The 17,492-nt window shown below is 61.6% G+C and carries 16 protein-coding genes and 1 tRNA gene; 4 read left to right on the top strand and 13 right to left on the bottom strand.

The window, feature by feature from the left end:
* Window positions 1–11: 11 nt before the first annotated feature.
* The 4 genes from metG to ACOIX3_RS20670 form a co-directional block, all read right to left on the bottom strand.
* On the bottom strand, window positions 12–1,982 hold the full coding sequence (gene metG, locus ACOIX3_RS20685; protein WP_420971637.1) for a methionine--tRNA ligase: 1,971 nt from the start codon (window positions 1,980–1,982) through the stop codon (window positions 12–14).
* Between the two features lie 120 nt (window positions 1,983–2,102).
* Window positions 2,103–3,143 (bottom strand): DNA polymerase III subunit delta', encoded by a 1,041-nt coding sequence (locus tag ACOIX3_RS20680; protein WP_420971636.1) that lies wholly within the window; start codon window positions 3,141–3,143, stop codon window positions 2,103–2,105.
* On the bottom strand, window positions 3,140–3,826 hold the full coding sequence (gene tmk / locus ACOIX3_RS20675) for a dTMP kinase (RefSeq protein WP_420971635.1): 687 nt from the start codon (window positions 3,824–3,826) through the stop codon (window positions 3,140–3,142). Before tmk ends, ACOIX3_RS20680 begins: the two co-directional genes overlap by 4 nt.
* Window position 3,827: 1 nt before the next feature.
* Window positions 3,828–4,982 carry a D-alanyl-D-alanine carboxypeptidase family protein gene (locus ACOIX3_RS20670; RefSeq protein WP_420971765.1) on the bottom strand — a complete coding sequence of 385 codons (1,155 nt, stop codon included), beginning with the start codon at window positions 4,980–4,982 and terminating at the stop codon, window positions 3,828–3,830.
* A 280-nt stretch (window positions 4,983–5,262) separates the two neighbouring features.
* Between ACOIX3_RS20670 and ACOIX3_RS20665 the strand changes: the two genes are divergently transcribed.
* Complete coding sequence (locus ACOIX3_RS20665; protein WP_420971634.1) at window positions 5,263–6,198, top strand: alpha/beta fold hydrolase; 936 nt, start codon at window positions 5,263–5,265, stop codon at window positions 6,196–6,198.
* 50 nt (window positions 6,199–6,248) lie between these two features.
* On the opposite strand, the gene ACOIX3_RS20660 is transcribed toward ACOIX3_RS20665, so the two are convergent.
* A complete protein-coding gene (locus ACOIX3_RS20660) occupies window positions 6,249–7,181 on the bottom strand; it encodes a septal ring lytic transglycosylase RlpA family protein (protein ID WP_420971633.1) in 933 nt (310 codons plus the stop codon).
* 905 nt (window positions 7,182–8,086) lie between these two features.
* On the opposite strand from ACOIX3_RS20660, the gene ACOIX3_RS20655 reads away from it, so the two are divergent.
* Window positions 8,087–8,458 carry an NUDIX domain-containing protein gene (locus ACOIX3_RS20655; protein ID WP_420971632.1) on the top strand — a complete coding sequence of 124 codons (372 nt, stop codon included), beginning with the start codon at window positions 8,087–8,089 and terminating at the stop codon, window positions 8,456–8,458.
* On the opposite strand, the gene ACOIX3_RS20650 is transcribed toward ACOIX3_RS20655, so the two are convergent.
* The gene (locus ACOIX3_RS20650) at window positions 8,451–8,882 is read right to left on the bottom strand and encodes a low molecular weight phosphatase family protein (RefSeq protein ID WP_420971631.1); all 432 of its coding nucleotides are present in this window, start codon (window positions 8,880–8,882) and stop codon (window positions 8,451–8,453) included. The two genes, ACOIX3_RS20655 and ACOIX3_RS20650, sit on opposite strands and share 8 nt — an antisense overlap.
* Before the next feature lie 248 nt (window positions 8,883–9,130).
* On the opposite strand from ACOIX3_RS20650, the gene ACOIX3_RS20645 reads away from it, so the two are divergent.
* Window positions 9,131–9,220: transfer RNA gene (locus ACOIX3_RS20645), tRNA-Ser, on the top strand.
* A 162-nt stretch (window positions 9,221–9,382) separates the two neighbouring features.
* Window positions 9,383–10,618 carry a tyrosine-type recombinase/integrase gene (locus tag ACOIX3_RS20640; RefSeq protein ID WP_420971630.1) on the top strand — a complete coding sequence of 412 codons (1,236 nt, stop codon included), beginning with the start codon at window positions 9,383–9,385 and terminating at the stop codon, window positions 10,616–10,618.
* 153 nt (window positions 10,619–10,771) lie between these two features.
* Here ACOIX3_RS20640 and ACOIX3_RS20635 read toward each other — a convergent pair whose 3' ends face one another.
* From ACOIX3_RS20635 to ACOIX3_RS20605, 7 genes are all read right to left on the bottom strand, one after another.
* Window positions 10,772–12,199 (bottom strand): DUF4041 domain-containing protein, encoded by a 1,428-nt coding sequence (locus tag ACOIX3_RS20635; RefSeq protein WP_420971629.1) that lies wholly within the window; start codon window positions 12,197–12,199, stop codon window positions 10,772–10,774.
* 447 nt (window positions 12,200–12,646) lie between these two features.
* Window positions 12,647–13,603 (bottom strand): hypothetical protein, encoded by a 957-nt coding sequence (locus ACOIX3_RS20630; RefSeq protein ID WP_420971628.1) that lies wholly within the window; start codon window positions 13,601–13,603, stop codon window positions 12,647–12,649.
* 26 nt (window positions 13,604–13,629) lie between these two features.
* Entirely contained in the window at window positions 13,630–14,835 is a 1,206-nt protein-coding gene (gene hxsC, locus ACOIX3_RS20625) for a His-Xaa-Ser system radical SAM maturase HxsC (protein ID WP_420971627.1), read from the bottom strand.
* On the bottom strand, window positions 14,832–16,280 hold the full coding sequence (gene hxsB, locus ACOIX3_RS20620) for a His-Xaa-Ser system radical SAM maturase HxsB (protein ID WP_420971626.1): 1,449 nt from the start codon (window positions 16,278–16,280) through the stop codon (window positions 14,832–14,834). Before hxsB ends, hxsC begins: the two co-directional genes overlap by 4 nt.
* Window positions 16,281–16,297: 17 nt before the next feature.
* Entirely contained in the window at window positions 16,298–16,657 is a 360-nt protein-coding gene (locus ACOIX3_RS20615) for a hypothetical protein (protein ID WP_420971625.1), read from the bottom strand.
* A complete protein-coding gene (gene hxsA2, locus ACOIX3_RS20610) occupies window positions 16,632–16,913 on the bottom strand; it encodes a His-Xaa-Ser repeat protein HxsA2 (RefSeq protein WP_420971624.1) in 282 nt (93 codons plus the stop codon). The genes ACOIX3_RS20615 and hxsA2 overlap by 26 nt, the downstream gene beginning before the upstream one ends.
* A 388-nt stretch (window positions 16,914–17,301) precedes the next feature.
* The gene (locus tag ACOIX3_RS20605) at window positions 17,302–17,445 is read right to left on the bottom strand and encodes a helix-turn-helix domain-containing protein (protein WP_420971764.1); all 144 of its coding nucleotides are present in this window, start codon (window positions 17,443–17,445) and stop codon (window positions 17,302–17,304) included.
* Window positions 17,446–17,492: the final 47 nt, after the last annotated feature.

The following is a 17,492-nucleotide window of genomic DNA, read 5'->3' as shown; positions in this document are numbered from 1 at the left end:
TTTCGAACCACTCACTCGGTCTTCGGTTCCACGTAACGCGGGAATACGCCGACAGGCGCCGGCAGAACCGTGCCCGGCCTGATCCGCTCGGCGATCGTGGCAAAGCTGCGCGCATCCGCTGATATGCCGAGGCTATCGAGCATCTTGCCGCAGGATTCCGGCATCACCGCCTGTGCCATGATTGCGATCTGGCGCACGACTTCGGCGGTGACATACAGCACCGTCTTCTGGCGCGCCGGATCGGTCTTCGCCAACGCCCACGGCGCCTCACCGGCAAAGTAGCGGTTGGCTTCGGCGACCACGGCCCAGACCGTGTTGAGCCATTGATGGATCTGCTGCGTCGCCATCGCGGTCCGCGACGTCTCCAGCATGGCGTCGGCCTGCGCCAGGATCGCCCTGTCGTTCTCGCTGAACTCGCCGGGCTCCGGCAGCACGCCGTCGAGTTGCTTGGCGATCATCGACAGCGAACGCTGGGCGAGATTGCCGAAATCGTTGGCCAGGTCGGCATTGATGCGCGCGACGATGGCTTCGTGGTTGTAGTTGCCGTCCTGGCCGAACGGCACCTCGCGCAGGAAGAAGTAGCGCACCTGGTCGACGCCGTACTGGTTGGCCAGATTGAAGGGATCGACCACGTTGCCGACCGACTTCGACATCTTCTCGCCCCTGTTGAACAGGAAGCCGTGCGCATAGACGCGCCGTTGCAACGGGATGCCGGCCGACATCAGGAACGCCGGCCAGTACACGGCGTGGAAGCGGATGATGTCCTTGCCGATGATGTGCACGTCGGCCGGCCAGTAGCGCCAGTGCTTGTCGCTCTCGTCGGGATAGCCGACGCCGGTGATGTAGTTGGTCAGCGCATCGACCCAGACATACATCACGTGCTCGGGATCGTTGGGGACCTTGACGCCCCAGTCGAAGGTGGTGCGCGAGATCGAGAGGTCTTTCAGCCCGCCCCGCACGAAGCTCATCACCTCGTTGCGGCGCGAATCCGGCCCGATGAAATCGGGTTGGCTCTCGTAGAGATGCAAGAGCCTGTCCTGGTAGGCCGAGAGCTTGAAGAAATAGCTCTTCTCCTGAACCCATTCGACTGGCGTGCCCTGCGGGCCGCGGCGGACATTGTCCTCGCCGACTGTGGTCTCATCCTCGGCGTAATAGGCCTCGTCGCGCACCGAATACCAGCCGGCATAGGCGTCGATATAGATGTCGCCATTGTCCTGCATGCGACGCCAGATTTCCTGGCTTGAGCGGTGGTGCTGCTCTTCCGAAGTGCGGATGAATCGGTTGAACGAGACGTTGAGCCGTTCGTCCATCTCCTTGAACCGTGCGGCGTTGCGGGTCGCCAGATCGTACGGCGTCATACCCTCGCCCTGCGCGGTCTGGATCATCTTCTGTCCGTGCTCGTCGGTGCCGGTCAGGAAGAACACGTCCTTGCCGTCGAGCCGCTGGAAGCGCGCCAGCGCATCGGTCGCGATCGCCTCATAGGCGTGGCCGATATGCGGCTGACCGTTCGGATACGCGATCGCGGTGGTGATGTAGTAGGCGTTGCCGCGGTCCGCGGCAGGTGTCGAGACAGACGCGCGCGCAGCAGCCGTCGCTGGGGGGGGGCGTTGCTTGGGCACGCGGACTGTTGCCGCCTTCGGCGCCTTCTCGGCAGCCGGAGCTTTCGGCACAGCGGGCTTCCTTGCAGCCGGAGCCACGGCCGCCGCGGCTGCCTTCTTCGGCGGAGCCTTGGTGGACTTCGTGGCGGCCTTCTTGGCGGTCTTCTTCGCAGCCTTCTTGACGGCCTTTTTGGCGACCTTCTTTGCCGCCGACTTCTTGGCACCTGTCTTGGCCTTGGTGGCTTTCGCCTTTTTGGTGATGCGCCCACCCTTCTTGGTCTTGGCAGCGCGCGACTTCGCCGTGGCTTTCCTGGTCGCGCGAGCGGGCGATGCCTTCTTCGTCTTCTTGGCCTTCTTCGACGATTTCTTCTTAGCGCTCGCCACCACGGAATCCTTTGCAGATCGAAACGAGATTGTCGGGAGTGTTGTCGGACGGATGTGTTTTCGGACGAGTGTGTCTTCGGACGGGTGCGTTGTCAGACTGATTGTTTTCAGATTTGGCGTCTATCGGGTCGCGTCCGCGAGCATCGAAAACACCGAGAAAACCAGCGGCTTGCGCTCCAGATTGTAGGCTTCGGTATCGCGCGCGGCGCGGACGATCTTTTCCCATACCTCCGCCAGCCGTGCAAGGCGCGGCAGATTGGCATTGGCGTCACCGGTTCGCATGCGCTCGCTCATCCAGCGATCGATGCCGTCGATGAACGCGGCAAGCGCGACGCGGTCGCTGGTGCCGAGCGCATCGCCCAGCGCGTGCAGCTCGCGCGGATCGACGCTCGGAAGCGTCGCCAGCAGCTCGGCGGTGCGTTGCTGCAGTTTGAGCGCATCGCCGCCGAGCAGCGATAGCGCCCGCCCGACACTGCCCTCGGACGCTGCTGCGGCTTCCGCCAGCGCCGGATCGTCGGCCGCAATGTCAGTTGCGGCCGTGGCCGCGCGCACCACATCGCCCGTCCCCAGCGGCCGCAGCAGCAATTTGCGGCAGCGGGACAGGATGGTCGGCAGCACCCGTGACGGTGCGTGGCTGACCAGCAGGAACAGCGACTGCTGCGGCGGCTCCTCGAGGATCTTCAGCAGCGCGTTGGCGGCATTGGGATTGAGCTCATCGACGGTGTCGACAATGCAGACACGCCAGCCGTCGACCGCGGCGGTCGAGCCGAAGAACGAGATCGTCTCGCGCGTCTCGTCGACCGTGATCACGGTGCGCATCACGCCACGGTCGTTGAGACCGCGCTCCAGCACCAGCAGGCCGCCATGCGCGCCCGCCGTGATCTGCCGTGCCACCGGATCGGTCGGATCGACCCGCAGCGTCGGCGCCGCCTGCACCTGGGACGACTTCGGATTGCGGAACGCCAGCACGAACCGCGCCATGCGATAGGCCAGCGTCGCCTTGCCGATGCCCTGCGCGCCGCCGATCAGCCAGGCATGCGGAATCCGACCGCTGCGATAGGCATCGAGCAAGGCAGTCTCCGCCTCGCGATGCCCGAACAGATCGGGGGTTTCGCGCGGGTGGCGAGCGGGGCTCTCCTGTTCGACCTTGCGTGCGCTCATGCGGGATTGTCTGCGGTGAGCGTTGCGCGCAGATGCTCGCGCAGTGCGGCCCAGATCCGTGCCGCGACCGTGTCCGGATCGGCCGTCGCGTCGATCAGCACGCAGCGCTGTGGATCGTCCGCCGCGATCCGGCGGTAGGCGTCGCGCAAATCCTGATGGAACTTGATGCCCTCGGCTTCGAAACGATCCGCCGTGGCATTGCCGCGGCGCAGGGCGGCGCGTTGCAGTCCGACTTCGACCGGCACATCGAGGATGAAAGTCAGATCGGGCTTGAGATCGCCGATGGTGACGCGCTGCATGGCATTGACGAGGCCGGGCGACACCTGCCCGAGCTGGCCTTGATAGGCGCGCGTGGAATCGAAGAAGCGATCGCACAGCACCCAGATGCCCTGGTTGAGCGCCGGCAGGATCACGGTGCGGACGTGGTCGTCGCGCGCCGCGGCAAACAGCAGCGTCTCGGCTTCCGGCCCGAGCAGCTTGCCCATCCCCGACAGCACGAGGTGACGGATGATCTCGGCCCCGGGCGAGCCACCGGGCTCACGGGTCACGATCGCGCGCAGCTTGGCGACATCGAGCCGTTCGGCGAGCTTGCGGATCTGGGTCGATTTCCCCGATCCCTCGCCGCCTTCAAAGGTGATGAAGCGACCGCGCAAGCTCGGCCGTTGGACTGCTGCTTCCGCCATGTCAGAGTTTCTCGACCCCTGCGCGGAACATTCCGATCACAAGCTCCTGGGCGCCGTCGAGCGCGCGGCGCATCGTCGATCCCGTGCCGACGGCATCGGCCGCGAACACCGGCGTCTCCATCGCGACATTGCCGCCGCGCCAGACCCGGACGACGCCGATCTGCTGGCCGGCGGTGATCGGCGCCTTGACCGGGCCGCTATAGATGACGCGCGCGAGCAGCTTGTCGTTGCCGTTCTTCGACACCATCACCTTGATCGGATCGGGGCTGACCAGCTTGACCGAGCGGCTCTCGCCGCCGAACACCCGGGCATAGCCGACCGGCTGGTTGGCCGCGATCAGGACCCGGGTCTCAAAGCTGCGGAACCCCCATTCCAGCATCTTCTTGGCTTCGGTCGCGCGGTCTTCCGAATCCTCGAGGCCATTGACCACAACGATCAGCCGCGTGTCGTTCTGCACGGCCGAGCCGACCATGCCGTAGCCGCCTTCCTTGGTGTAGCCGGTCTTCAGGCCGTCGGCGCCGGGCAAGGCATTCAGCAGCGGGTTGCGGTTCTGCTGACGGATCTTGTTCCAGGTGAATTCCTTTTCGCCGAACAGCTTGTACCGGTCCGGATAAGTCAGGATGAGGTGGCGTGCCAGGATCGCGAGTTCCCGTACCGTCATCTTGTTGGTCGGGTCCGGCAACCCGTTGGAATTGCCGAAGGTCGACTTCGTCATGCCGAGTTCGCGGGCGCGCTTGGTCATGAAGTCGGTCGCAAACGTATGCTCGTTGCCGGCAATGCCTTCGGCCAGCGCGATGCAGGCGTCGTTGCCGCTCGGGATGATCGCGCCATGCAGGAGGTCGTCGACCGAGACCTTGCTGTTGATCGCCGCGAACATCGTGGAAGTCCCGGACGGCGCCCCGCCCCGCCGCCAGGCGTTCTCGCTGATCCGGTACTCGTCGGTCAGCTTGATGTCGCCCTTCTTGATGGCGTCGAACACCACCTCGGCCGTCATCAGCTTCATCATGCTGGAGGGCGCGCGCAGCTCGTCGGCATTCTTCTCGAACAGCACGCTGCCCGAGGAGGCCTCGACCAGGATCGCGGTCGGCGCATCGCCGTCGAACCCGCCATCTTCCTTCTTGGCACCCTGGACGCTGTTATTGGCGGCATAGACCATCCCGCCGCAGCCGATCGCCAGCACGACCGCGGCCGCAACCAGGCCACGCCAAGAACGCCCGGCGCGAGCGAACAACGTGCGGGGAATTGCGGTCTGGGCTGCCATCGGCGATGTCCTGAAAGACTGCGTTCTAACAGCTGGAAGTATCGCAAACAACTGAGGTTTCGCCGCTTGTACACGGCCGGCTGGATTGCCGGCTGCGCTGAACGTCCGTATCCTTGTTAGTAATCTTTGGAACCAGCTAACGACAGCAGAACCGGCAAACAAGGCGGAAACGCGAATGTCATCCTCCCGCACCATTTCCGCCAATGGCATCGACATGTTCGTGCGCGAGGCCGGGCAAGGTCCGCTGGTCGTGCTCTGCCATGGCTGGCCGGAGCTGTCCTACTCATGGCGGCACCAGATCGCAGCGCTGGCCGCAGCAGGCTTCCGGGTCGTCGCGCCTGATATGCGCGGCTTCGGCCGGACCGCCGCGCCGGCCGATGTCGGCGCCTACACGATCTTCGATACGGTGGGCGACATGGTCGCGCTGGTGGCCGCGCTCGGCGAGCGCAAGGCGATGATCGTCGGTCACGATTGGGGAGCGCCGGTCGCCTGGCACGCGGCCCTGTTCCGTCCTGATATCTTCACCAAGGTCGCCGGCCTCAGCGTTCCGCCGCCGTTCCGTGGCCGCGGCCGTCCGCTGGAGACCCTGCGCGAGGGCGGCATCACCAATTTCTATTGGCAGTACTTCCAGCCGCCGGGCGTGGCCGAGGCCGAGTTCGAACGCGACATCGCCCACACCATGCGGCTGGTGCTCGGTCGCGGTGTCTCCGATCCGAGCTCGATGTTCGTCGACGAAGCCAAGGGCTTCCTCGGCAAGCTGCCGAGCGGAATGCCGCTGCCGGCTTGGCTGACCGAGGCGGATATTGCCGAATTCGCCGAAGGCTACCGGCACTCCGGTTTCCGCGGCGGCCTGAACTGGTACCGCAATCTCGACCGCAATTGGGAGCTGACCGCGCCCTGGCAGGATGCGCAGATCCATCAGCCGTCGCTGTTCATCGCCGGCTCGAACGATTCGGTGATCACCGGGCTGATCGGTGCCAAGCGGGTTGCGGACATGGAGCGCGTGCTGCCGAACCTGCAGCAGAAGCTGATCATCGAGGGCGCCGGCCACTGGATCCAGCAGGAGCGCCCGGACGAGGTCAACGCAGCGCTGATCGCATTTCTGAAATGATCAGGCCAAAGGCTTGATTCGCCACGACTTGATTGAGTGAGTGGCTTGCTTCAGTAGAGCCCGCGCCCGCTTAGCACCTCGGCGGGTCCACGCGCGTCGATCGGCACATAGGCCGCCGCCGGGCTCGGGGTGGCGGCGTAGCGCGCGTCACCCTCGTAGGAGACCTCGCGCGGATTGTTCGGCACGCGGCGGTGCGACCGGCTCGAGGCCGACATTTCCGAGGTGGCGTTGACCGAAGCGTAGTCGGCCTGGGTGTTGCCGAGGCTGTAGGGCCGCCCCTCCGGCAGCGGAACGTCGCCGCGGACCCGGCCCGAGGAGGACGACATCTCCGGCACAAACGGCCGGGCCGAGGCGACCCGGACCATCGACGGGGACGGCGCCGGCGTACCGGTGCGCAGGGTCGCCATCAGCTGGCGGTCGTCGGAGCCTTCGAGCGGCGCCCGCCCGACATATTCGACGCGGACGCGCGCGACGCCATTGCCTTTGAAATCAAGCAGTTCGGCGGCTTTGTTCGAGACGTCGATGAGGCGATTGCCATGGTACGGGCCGCGGTCGTTGACGCGAACGACGAGCGATTTGCCGTTGCTCAGATTGGTGACGCGTGCGTAGCTCGGCATCGGCAAGGTCGGATGGGCGGCCGTGAGCGAGCCCATGTCGAACACCTCACCATTGGCGGTCAGGCGGCCATGGAAATCATCGCCGTACCAGGACGCCATGCCCTCGGCGCGGTAGTTCTCGTTCTCTTCCGGCACATAGGTGCGGCCGGCGACGACATAGGGCTTGCCAATGCGGTAGGTGCCGCCGCCCTTCGGCACGGGATCACCGAGCGCCACCACACGCGGGCTCGAGGACACACCGTATTTGGGATCGACCCGGCTGGCGAACTGGTTCGAGGAGGCACAATTGGCGAGGACGAGGCACGAGGCCACCGCAACGGCGCCGCGCGCCGTCCGGATCATCGAATCTGGCCGTCTAATCCCCATCTGCCCCAAGTACCATTCTGCCGGACCCGCGCCTACTTCGAGGCGTCGGGGTCGATTCTGTCACTGTGCGGCCCACCTCCGCAGCAGATGGTGAAGATATCGCAACCGGAACACGGCGGAAATGGGGAGAGCCATCTGGCGGTGGCGTCTTGGTGAATGGTCTGTTGCGCCTCCTCCGTCCTTCTACTGACCTCCGCCCGCGCAGAACGCCCTCGCCTGTCCCGCTATCAGACACACTGTTGCAGCAAATCATCAGTCGGGGGGCATCTGCAATTCCAACAATTGAATCTTTTTGACTGTGCAAGGCTGCAATCGTTTTCTCTCGGACGTGGGGCGCAAAGGAAGTTTGCGATGATCGAGACGGTTACAGCGGTGATGGGCCTGGTGAGTGCGGCGATCTTCTTGGCGCACGCCGTGGAAGGCTATCGGTACCGGGCCTGACAGTCCGTTGAAGGCGGAAAGACGCGTCACCTCTTTCCAGGAGAGAAGTTCGGAAAGCTTTAATCAATTCGGATGAGCATCGGTAGAAAGCAGGTGTGTCATGCGTAATCACGATTTGGTCTCCGACGGATTTCTAACCCTGACCGCAGCAAGCCTCGTGCTGCTGTGCTCCAGCCTGCTGGCCTTCGCTTTCGGCTGAACATGTGATGTCTTGGGCGCCGTCCGCGCCCATGCGAAAGACCGCGGCGACCCTCGCCGCTCGCCCCCAGCTTCAGCGTTGGAGTGCTGGCGATGCCAGCCAGGCGCCTACCCAGCTGAGATGACCCGCGCAGCAGATCCGCCGCCTTCTCCCAGCCCAAGTCCTGACGCTCCCTCCACCTTTCCCGCGAGAGAATTCGCGAATGACCGGCGCAGTAAGAGAGGGAACGTCGGCGCTGCTGGTCAGCACGGATGGCCGGTTGCTGATGCAGCTGCGCGACGACCTTCCTCACGTTTCCGATCCCGGCAAGATCAGCCTGTTTGGCGGGCGGAGGGAAGGCAGCGAGACCTTCCTGGAATGCGTGGTGCGCGAAATCCACGAGGAGATCGGCTATTACCTGCCGCCCGAGCGTTTTGAGCTGATCGGCCGCTATTTTGGGCCGGATCATTCGACGCCAGGCGGTACCCTTCACGGCGAGGTGTTCCTTGCGCGGGACGTGCCGATCGACCGGTTGAGCGTCACTGAAGGCCGCCTCGAGATCGTCGCTATCGATGATCTCGAACACATCAGCGGCAGGCTCGCACGCCCGGCAGAATATGCGCTGGCGATCTTCCTGAAGCGCGAACCGATTACCTGAGCGATGAAACCAGCGCGCGGACGAGCTCATCGATCATCGGCAGCGCATCCGCGGGATGGGCAACGTCGATATCGTGCACATGCCAGTAGGTCACCTTGTCGGCGACCTCGGGGAACCGCCGCTCGATCAGCGGACGATGCTCGGCCTCCTTGAGCGCGATCACCAGGTCCACGCCGTCGAAGTCAGCCAATGAACATGGCTGCGGATAGCGCGCAGCGCCCTCCGGAACGATGCCGTTGCCGCGAAGCCGGTCATCGGCAAACACCGACATGGCGCCAACATTGTCGGGCGAGCCCCGTTCGGCGGCGCCTCGCGAGGAGGCGCGCCACGGCAGGTTTTCGCCGCGCGCAAGATGATTGAACAGCTCCTCTGCGTATCGACTGCGATAGTAGTTGCCGGTGCAAAGGAAGAGAACGCGCTTCATGGGCATCATGATGGCCAACGGCGGTGGTCGCGGTCAACCGTGGTACGTGCATGCGAACGATGACCCGCGGCCGATTGCTGCGGCATCGGCGCCGTAGCGTCGGCTCAAGGCCGGGTTGTCCGCGCGCTCAAATTCAGCCGGTTCGCTGCCGGTGGACCGAGCAAGCGGCCGATTTCGCCCCGATGTTCTCGCCAAGTTCGCGTTGCGTTCGGCGTCGCCCTACGCTAAGGGCCTGATCCGAATGATCCGGAAGGGTGGCCGAGTGGTTTAAGGCACCGGTCTTGAAAACCGGCGTGCCCGCAAGGGTACCGTGGGTTCGAATCCCACCCCTTCCGCCAGTACACTGTTCTCCGTTGTTCTCCACTGTTCGGAATCCCCAGTAAAATCAGCGCTTTCGTCGGCAGACTGTATTCCTTAGTTCGTCGTCGTTCCTCACAATCGAAGCGCAAACCGTAGCTTGGGACCGTAGGTTCGGAGGATGGTTTTGATCGGAGGAACACGTGGTTGGAAAACTTAAGCCGCTCGACGTCGAACGCGCAACGCAGCCTGGCAAGTATGCTGACGGCGGCGGCCTCTACCTGATCGTCACGGGCCTCTCGGCGAAGAGTTGGTCCTATCGCTACTGGAAGGACGGCAAAGAGCGGTGGCATGGCCTCGGCTCCTTCAAGGAAGTATCCCTCAAGAGCGCTCGTCTCGCACGTGACGCAGCTCGCCTACGTGTGAAGGGGGATCGCAACACGGCCGGCATAGACATCGTGCAGGAGCGCCGTAACGCTCGCCAAGAGGCGAAGGCGGTAGAATCGCAAAACGCGGCGCCGACCTTCGAGGAGTGCGCCGAGGTCTACATCCGCGCGCAATGGTCAACTTGGAGCGAAAAGCACCGCGACCAGTGGCCCTCCTCGCTTAAGCGATATGCCTATCCGGCGATCGGGAAGCTTACGATCGCGGAGATCAAGCCGAGCCACATCCACCAATTGCTCGAGCCGATTTGGCTGACCAAGCGCGAAACCGCCAACCGCGTACGCGGCCGAATCGAGACGATCATCGCCAAGAACGCAAACATCGACGACCCAGATTTCCGCAATCCGGCCGAACTGACAAAGCAGCTCCAAGAAAAACTTCCGAAGCGGCCCAAGCGGGTCATTCGTCACCACCCGGCTCTGCCGTATTCCGATGCGGCGCAGTTTTTGATCGATCTCCGCGCGACCGAAGGACGCGCCGCAATGGCGCTGCGCTTTCTCATCTTTACTGTGTGCCGCACAAACGAAATCGTCGGCGCCAAATGGACTGAGATCGATCGGGCCTTTCCAACCGGCCCAGTGTGGCGGATCCCCGGCGAGCGTATGAAAATGGACCAGGACCATTGTGTCCCGCTTAATCAACCGGCGCTTGACGTGCTCGACGAGCTTGGCAAAGGCCAACAGAGCGAATTTATCTTCACTAATCCGGAGGGCCTACAATTTTCAGAGAACGCGATGCTCGCGGTCCTCGATCGAATGGGTTACGGACACGTTACTGTGCACGGCTTCCGCGCGACGTTCGCGACCTGGGCCGAGGAATGCACAGACTTCCCGGACGGAGTGCGCGAGGCAGCTCTGGCGCACAAATACAAAAGCGAGACGACGGCCGCGTACCAGCGTGGGGCAAAGCTAGAGAAGCGACGAGCCCTCATGGACGACTGGGCCTACTTTATTCGCATGCCTCCGAAGGTCATGCAGCTGGTCCGCAGTAGCTAGCTGTCTGTAGTCCGTACTGACCCGTGGTTGCGCGGCTCCTATGGCTGTGGTTCGGTTACGGCGCCAACCCGTTGTGGGCATTTCTTGATTGGATCATCGAAAATAGAAGAAAGCCAAGAGATTATTTGAAGCCGAAGGCGCTGGGCGCGTCCTCTAGACCTCGGTTGTGAGCTGCAGTCGAATTGTTTGTCTGTACTCGATCGCCTCAGCGATTTCCCGAAACTCCAAAAGCTCGCCGGTCAAGTTGACCAGTTGCAACTTCACCTCAAGTGGCGTCGCGCGGAAGAATTCTCGCCTTCTGTTTATAGCGTTAACGCGACAATCAGCGAGCCGGTCATGCATAGACGTTTCAATGCCCACTGCGTCATTGGAAAAGAAGAGCGCATGGACGTCGAAATTAAATGGCACCGACGCGTCGCTCAACTCGCGGATCCGCTCCATCGGATCGAGGCGTCTCGTCATACCAACCTTGACCATCTTCTCGCCAAAGGAGCCAATATTCGAGATTACGTAGACATACCCTGCACGTGTATTAGCCGCACGCGCGTCCACACTCACGATGGCCTTGTCGACTTCGGCAATCTGCTCTTGTAGACGCAGCATCCCGTCCGCGTCTCCATTTGACGTCACTGCCTGCAATGCGTTTTCGTAGTGTTGTCTTTCCTTGGCAAGCTTTGCGCGCTCTCGTTCCATCTCTTGCTGAGCTTTCCGCTCCTCCCGCATTCGCTCCCGTTCCTGGCGTTCAGCCTCCTTCTCTTCAGCCTGCTTCTGCAAGAAATCGGCCGTTAGTTCCAGTTCATCGACCCGAAGCTGAACATACGCTGGTGAGACGCTGACTTGCATTGTAATGCCCAGCCTTCGAATGGTCTCCTCAACCTTCCTCAGGCGCTCGACTGCGCTTTGAAGCTTGTACGGCTTTAGGCCGCGAACGAGGTTGTCCGCTTCGGCATTGAATGCTCGCAGCATAAGCTTAGAAACCTCGCGGGTCATCTTGCGGCCCTCAGCCTCGGAGCCGTTAACGGTCCAGTTTGTTGCTGCGAGTACTGCGCCGCCATCCCTCTTTGCAGCAGCCTTCATTGCATCTTGCAGGCGGTCTAACGCATTCTCGTAAGCTACAACGTCGGTCAGCGGATGCCGGTATTCGTAGATTCCAACCTCCTGCAGAAGTGCCGTTTCTCGGGTCTCGACGATTGTCTGTTGGGCCCCCTCGACCTCCTTTCGTAGCGCGTCGCGCTCCCTAGCGATTTCGGCCGTCGTCCGGATGAACTGAGCGTTTAGCGCATCAACTTTGGCCTGCAGTTCGCAACGCTTGGCTTCCACTTCCATCATGGAGGCTGCGCCGATAGTGGTAAGGTGCTGCTGCGCAATATCGTGTTGAGCGCGAACCGCCTCGAGTTCGAACGTCAATCGCTCAACGGTCGCATCTAACTCTTTGATCTTCGACTGAGCTTCGTCGCGCTCGCGCTTCAGATTTTCGCCCTCTGATCGAAGGTGATCCGTTTCTAGGAGGAGCTTTCGAGCAAACGCCCGTGCGCCAAGGAAAGGAATTGTTCTGGGGACCTGTTGAGCAATTTCTTGCATCTAAAAAACTCGATCTGAAAAATGATCACTGCAAATTGACCTCCTCAAATGGAGAAGCTCCATCCCAGGTTGAGTTAGAATTCCAGACACCCGGGGGCCTTTCAAGGGCCGTTTGCCACGACTTTCGGCCTAGTAGGCTCCGAACGTGGCCGCCTCCGTCGGTTATTGCAACGCATTCCAATCGATTAGTCGGAAGGATGGGCGCAAGCATCCGGCCCGCCCATTTGACGCCCGCTCTCGTTCTCTGGTGCCATCGATTCCGTACCGACGGAGAACTGCTGCCCTACGTTCAAGGGCCGGATTCATCCGCGTGGGATCAACCGTTCTCCAACTGCCCGTGCAAGCCACGCTGCCCACGGCGTACGTTCATCTGCGCAGCGAGCGCCGTCCGCCGCACAAATGGCTGCCCTGAATTTAACCTAGGGATTGTCCGGTGTAGGGCCAGCGTTAGGGATGTTTTTCGGTTTTCGAAGCACGATCTTCAGCGGCGAGCGCTTCCTTCTCGCACATGTAGGCGCCACGCTTCGTGGTGCCGTAGCTTCTCGTCCCTGCGAAGTGGTAGACCTTCGACGGGAGGTTGACCCAAACGACTGTATCGGACGGGCAACGGGATTTTGCGGAAGCCTCGTCAGCAAACTGTCCGGCCTCCAGCGTTGCGTTGTCTCGGGGAACGGAAGGTTGCTGTACTGGGGCGGGCACAGGTGCCGCAGTTGTGGTCGGTGCCGGCCTTTGCGGCGTCGGGGCTGGCGCAGCTTGCGTTGCGGTTGGTGCGGGCCGACTCGGCGGGGGCGCAGCAGGGGTTGGCTTTGGTTCGGAAACGGTCGCACTCGGCATGGTTCCGCCGGCCCTGCACTGCTCCACATAGGACTTTTCGGTGACGCCACGGGCTTGCATGCCCGCCTTGTCGGCTCGCCATTCGGCGATGCACTCTTTGGCGGTCTTCTGGGAAGATGGGGTGCTGGTTGACGGTGAAGGCGATGCAGCAGGCGGAGGCGCTGCAACGATCGGCTTCGGCGCGGGGGCAGAAGCCGCTGGCGCTGCACCTACCTTGCATTGTTCGACGTACGCTTTTTCGGTCACACCGCGGGCTTGCATGCCGGCCTTATCAGAGCGCCACTCCGCGATGCACTCTTTTGCGGTTTTAGATCCGGTGGCTGTCGCTTGCCTGGGCACCGGTGGCGGCGTCGTCTCTTCCGGTTTCGCCGCCGGCGCGGCAACGGTTGGCTCCGGCCCACTCCTGCATTGTTCGACGTACGCTTTTTCGGTTATGCCCCGGGCTTGCATGCCGACCTTGTCGGCGCGCCACTCCGCCGTGCATTCCTTCGCAGTCTTCGCGAGGGCCGGAGCTGCCGAGATGCTGCATACAACTGCAGCAGCGATAAGGAGACCATTATTGATTTTCATATTCGTTCCCCTGGTTCTGTGGCCTGCTAATCCGCCAACTGGCTCAATTCCTGTTCGGAAGTGATCGCACGTACGCCGCGACTGAACCGCGGCCGTCCGGTAGTAAAAAAGCCGCTGCAGGCGGTCTTTGCGTCGCAGCGATCGCATTCTTCCACGAAGCCGTTTTTCCAGTCCGAGATCGACTGGAGCGCATGCGGCCAAACAGACTTTGGAAGAACGCATTTGGGAAGGTTGTAGACCGATACGTTGACGCCAGCGGCGCTCAAGTGATCGACGGCCCTCGCAAGCTTGTCGCCATAATCCACCGGATCCATCCACAGCATGGCATCGTTTGCTATGGCAAAGCCGGTGTTTTCGAGCCCCATCAATGCGACGTGGTCGACGAACGGCAGATTGCGGGCAAGCCACCGGCCCGTGTCCTCGATGATCGGCGCGGTCAATGCATGCAGGACGACGCGGATTTCGACGCGTTGTCCGCGGTCCTTGAGCTTCAGGATACCTAGGATCGTTTCGTCGAACGCACCCTTGGCCTGCACGACATGATCATGGACATGATCGATGGAGGCATAGACCGGAATGGCAGCCATCAGATTGGGGTGTCGGATATCTTTCCATGCGTCGACAATCCGCGAGTCGGCGAACGCTCGGCCGTTGGTCAGCACCTGGATGGCGGTCGCCGGCAGCCGGTCGCGGCACTCCTTCAGGACGGCGATGAAATCTTCCCAATCCGACAAGGTCTCTCCACCCGTGAACGTCAGCGCATGGGTTGCTGGGTCAATGAGAGGCAGGCTTTCCATGATTTCGCTGAGGATCCACCGGTCATCGATATCTTTCGGTGGTTGCGAGCACATCAGGCAGTAATTGTTGCACCGTTCGGTGACCAGAAACGAATTATGCGCCGAATTCCGGCGATACAGCGTGCGGAACTTCCTCGACGCATGATCGAAGCCGATGACATCGCCGTCCGCGAGATAGTCATATTTCGGGGGGACCGCGACGAGCCGTCCTGTGAACGTAGCGGGTAGATCGATCGCGCCGTCGGAGACGACGAGGATGGACGGCCAATCGGCTTCTATAGCGCGCCAGACTTCGTCCGACGTTCTGGCGAACAGGAAATCAGCCACGTGACGTTCGGCGGCACTGTCGACCGACCGGAGCCTGAGGACCGATCGGGCCTTGTCCGAGGCAAATCCAGCGCTCTGCGAGGCTGTGCCATAGAGAGGAAGGGTCATGGGGCGGCCCATCGTCGCAAGGTGGCAGCATCCTCCGGAGAGTTCTCCAGAATGTCCAACAGCAGGCCAATGATGCCTTTTTGCCGAGCGCAAAATGCCGACAGAGGCTTGATTCCCAGGGCGTCTCCCTGCGTGGCGTGATGATATACAGGGTCTGCCCCGCAGTGGCTCTCATACACACAAGTCGAGCATTCGGGCGCGCACTGCGTCAGGGACGATGAAATCGCGCCGATCAACTTGTCCGACAGGATGAGAGAATTGTAACTGTCGTGTTCGACGTGACCGAGCCGGAACGCGTCGTCACCGGTCTCGGCCAGCATCCTGCCTTCATCCGACGCGAAAACACTGCCGTCATAGTTGTAGACCAGCGCGCCAAGGCCGGCGCCGGCGGGGCTGCGCAAATCAACGTAGCCGATGGGTCGGTCCGAGAGCATCCGTGTGAGAAGCAGCGCCGCGTAGAACTCCCGGAACGGGGTGCCCTGTCGGTTGATCTCCAGAACCCGGCGCAATCCTCGCTCGTAGAACGCAAGCCACTTCTGCGCGTCGTATTTGGCGAACTGCTTCGTTTTGATCGCAAATCCAAACGGAGAAAGCGGGCGCAGGAAGATGCCATCTAGCCCCAGTCGGAGATATTCGTCGATGATCTCATCGACGCGGTCGAGGCTTGCCTCCGTGGTAGTCATCAAGGCCCCCACTCTGTCGGGACCTAGAATCTCCCTGGCTCGCCGGATTCCAGCAACAGCTAGTTCATGACTGTTTGCACCGGGTCGGGGACGGTTCTTGTTGTGTAGGTCGGCTGGACCGTCGAGGGAAGTTGAGAGCAGGACGTTGTTCTCTTTGCAGAACTCGAGAACGGTGTCATCCAACAAGGCCAAGTTTGAGGCGATGACGAAGTCGAGCTTCTTGCCGGATCGTTGCTTCGCAGCGGCAACAATCTTCGAGATCAGCGGAAAATTGAGAAGTGGCTCCCCACCCTGAAACTCAATCTTGATCCGTGCCGTTGGGCTGGCGAACGCGATGTCGAGTGCACGCATCGCGGTTTGTTCGCTCATGTCGAAACGTGAGCGGTCGGTACTTTGACGCGAGACCTGGCAGTAAGGGCAAGAGTGTTCGCACCGCAGCGTTACGACGAAAATATGGAGCGGGGTCGTCTGCTGCAGGAACGACATCCGACTTCTCAGCCGAGCCGCCAAGAGCTGGCGTTGTGCCTTCTGGTTCGTTCCGGTGACCAGATGAGCGGCGTAGGCTCTTTCGTAGAGGCCGTCGCCGGGGCGAACCCGAAGGTCGACCAGCCTGTTCAGTTCATCTTCGGTCAGGCGGATGAAATCGCCGACCAGGTTTGCGACGAGATACTGATTGGCGCCGGTGCGCTCAAAATTGAACGGCAACAACGAGAGATCTTCGGTCGCCGCGCTGAAGGTCTCAGGAGGTGAAAATCGCGCCATGGTCCTCCGCCAGGACTTTATCCGGCATCATTTTGGTTAGCGGCCAGGGCCCCGAAGGCAAGTGCAAGGATGACGTTCCGAACACCTTCGGTTTTTTCAGCGACGCGAATCCGCAAGTTTTCGTCGGCGACAAGATTCAGAAACCGCTCCTTCAGCTCGTCCGAACTAAGCACGGCTCCCTTTTGCGGGTTAGCGGAAGAAACCAAGCGGCAAAGATAGCGGTCGCCCGCCCGGTCAACCTGGCAGGTCGCAGTTCCGATAAGGCGATAGGCGGCGGCATCCAAAGCACTGAGGCTTTGGATGTTTGAATCGAAATCGACAGCTACCTCAATCGGAGACGCCGCAGGAAACTTAGCGGCTGGAGGCATGAGACGCATGTGAAGCATGCGACGCGTGGGAAGCATGCTGGGCGACGATGGTGCCGTCGGCCTGCTTCGTCATGACGAACCCAAGAAGGTCTTCACCCACCTGATAGTGGGCGTTTGGCTGAAGGTTGGAGATGGTGTTTTCGGCCGCTGCCGCGGTTGGATCACTGGCAACTACTGCCTTGGCTTCGGCGCCCTGAACCGACATTCCGGTGAGCGATGCGAGCGCAGCGCCAAGCGACAGCACAACTTTCGACTTCTCAGTCATATAGCCCCCAATTTCTTAGTTTGCTCAATGAACATGCACTGTTACAACTTCCGAGGGCGCAAAGTCCATAGTTCTATTGATCGAATCTGCGTTCGGTCCGGACCGGCGCCCGCTGTACCAAATCGGCATGGGATTGATAATGCAGCGGTTCTTCTCCGAAGAACTGTACGGCCAGACCATCGATGATGTAGGCAGACGTTCCAACCAACGAGCGGATGCATCGCGCGCGCGAAAAACCATTCTTCCGTGGGTTTCGACCGTGGTTTTTCAGCCGGTCGCAGCAAAGCGCAATGCAATCAATGCCATTCGGAGGATGAGATATCCGCGCACGACGGTCTGGCTGGCGCAAAAGGTGTCCCGGCAGGTCGTCCTCGCTTTCAGCGGCGCGCTAGGCGTCGTCGTCAAGCAGCGCGTGGGCTTTGACCTTAAGACCACGTGCAATTCGGGCAATATTGTCGATCGAGACATTTCGCTCAGAACGCTCAACCCCGCTCAGGTAAGTGCGGTTGATACCGCACTCGTGTGCCAGCATTTCCTGACTAAGGCCCTGCGCAGCCCGGAGCCGGCGCATGTTTCTCG

Origin of the sequence: Bradyrhizobium sp. B120, from assembly GCF_049075665.1 — a bacterium.
Classification (GTDB): domain Bacteria; phylum Pseudomonadota; class Alphaproteobacteria; order Rhizobiales; family Xanthobacteraceae; genus Bradyrhizobium.
Note: the sequence above shows the minus strand (reverse complement) of the source record. Positions and strands in the feature narration are given on the sequence as shown.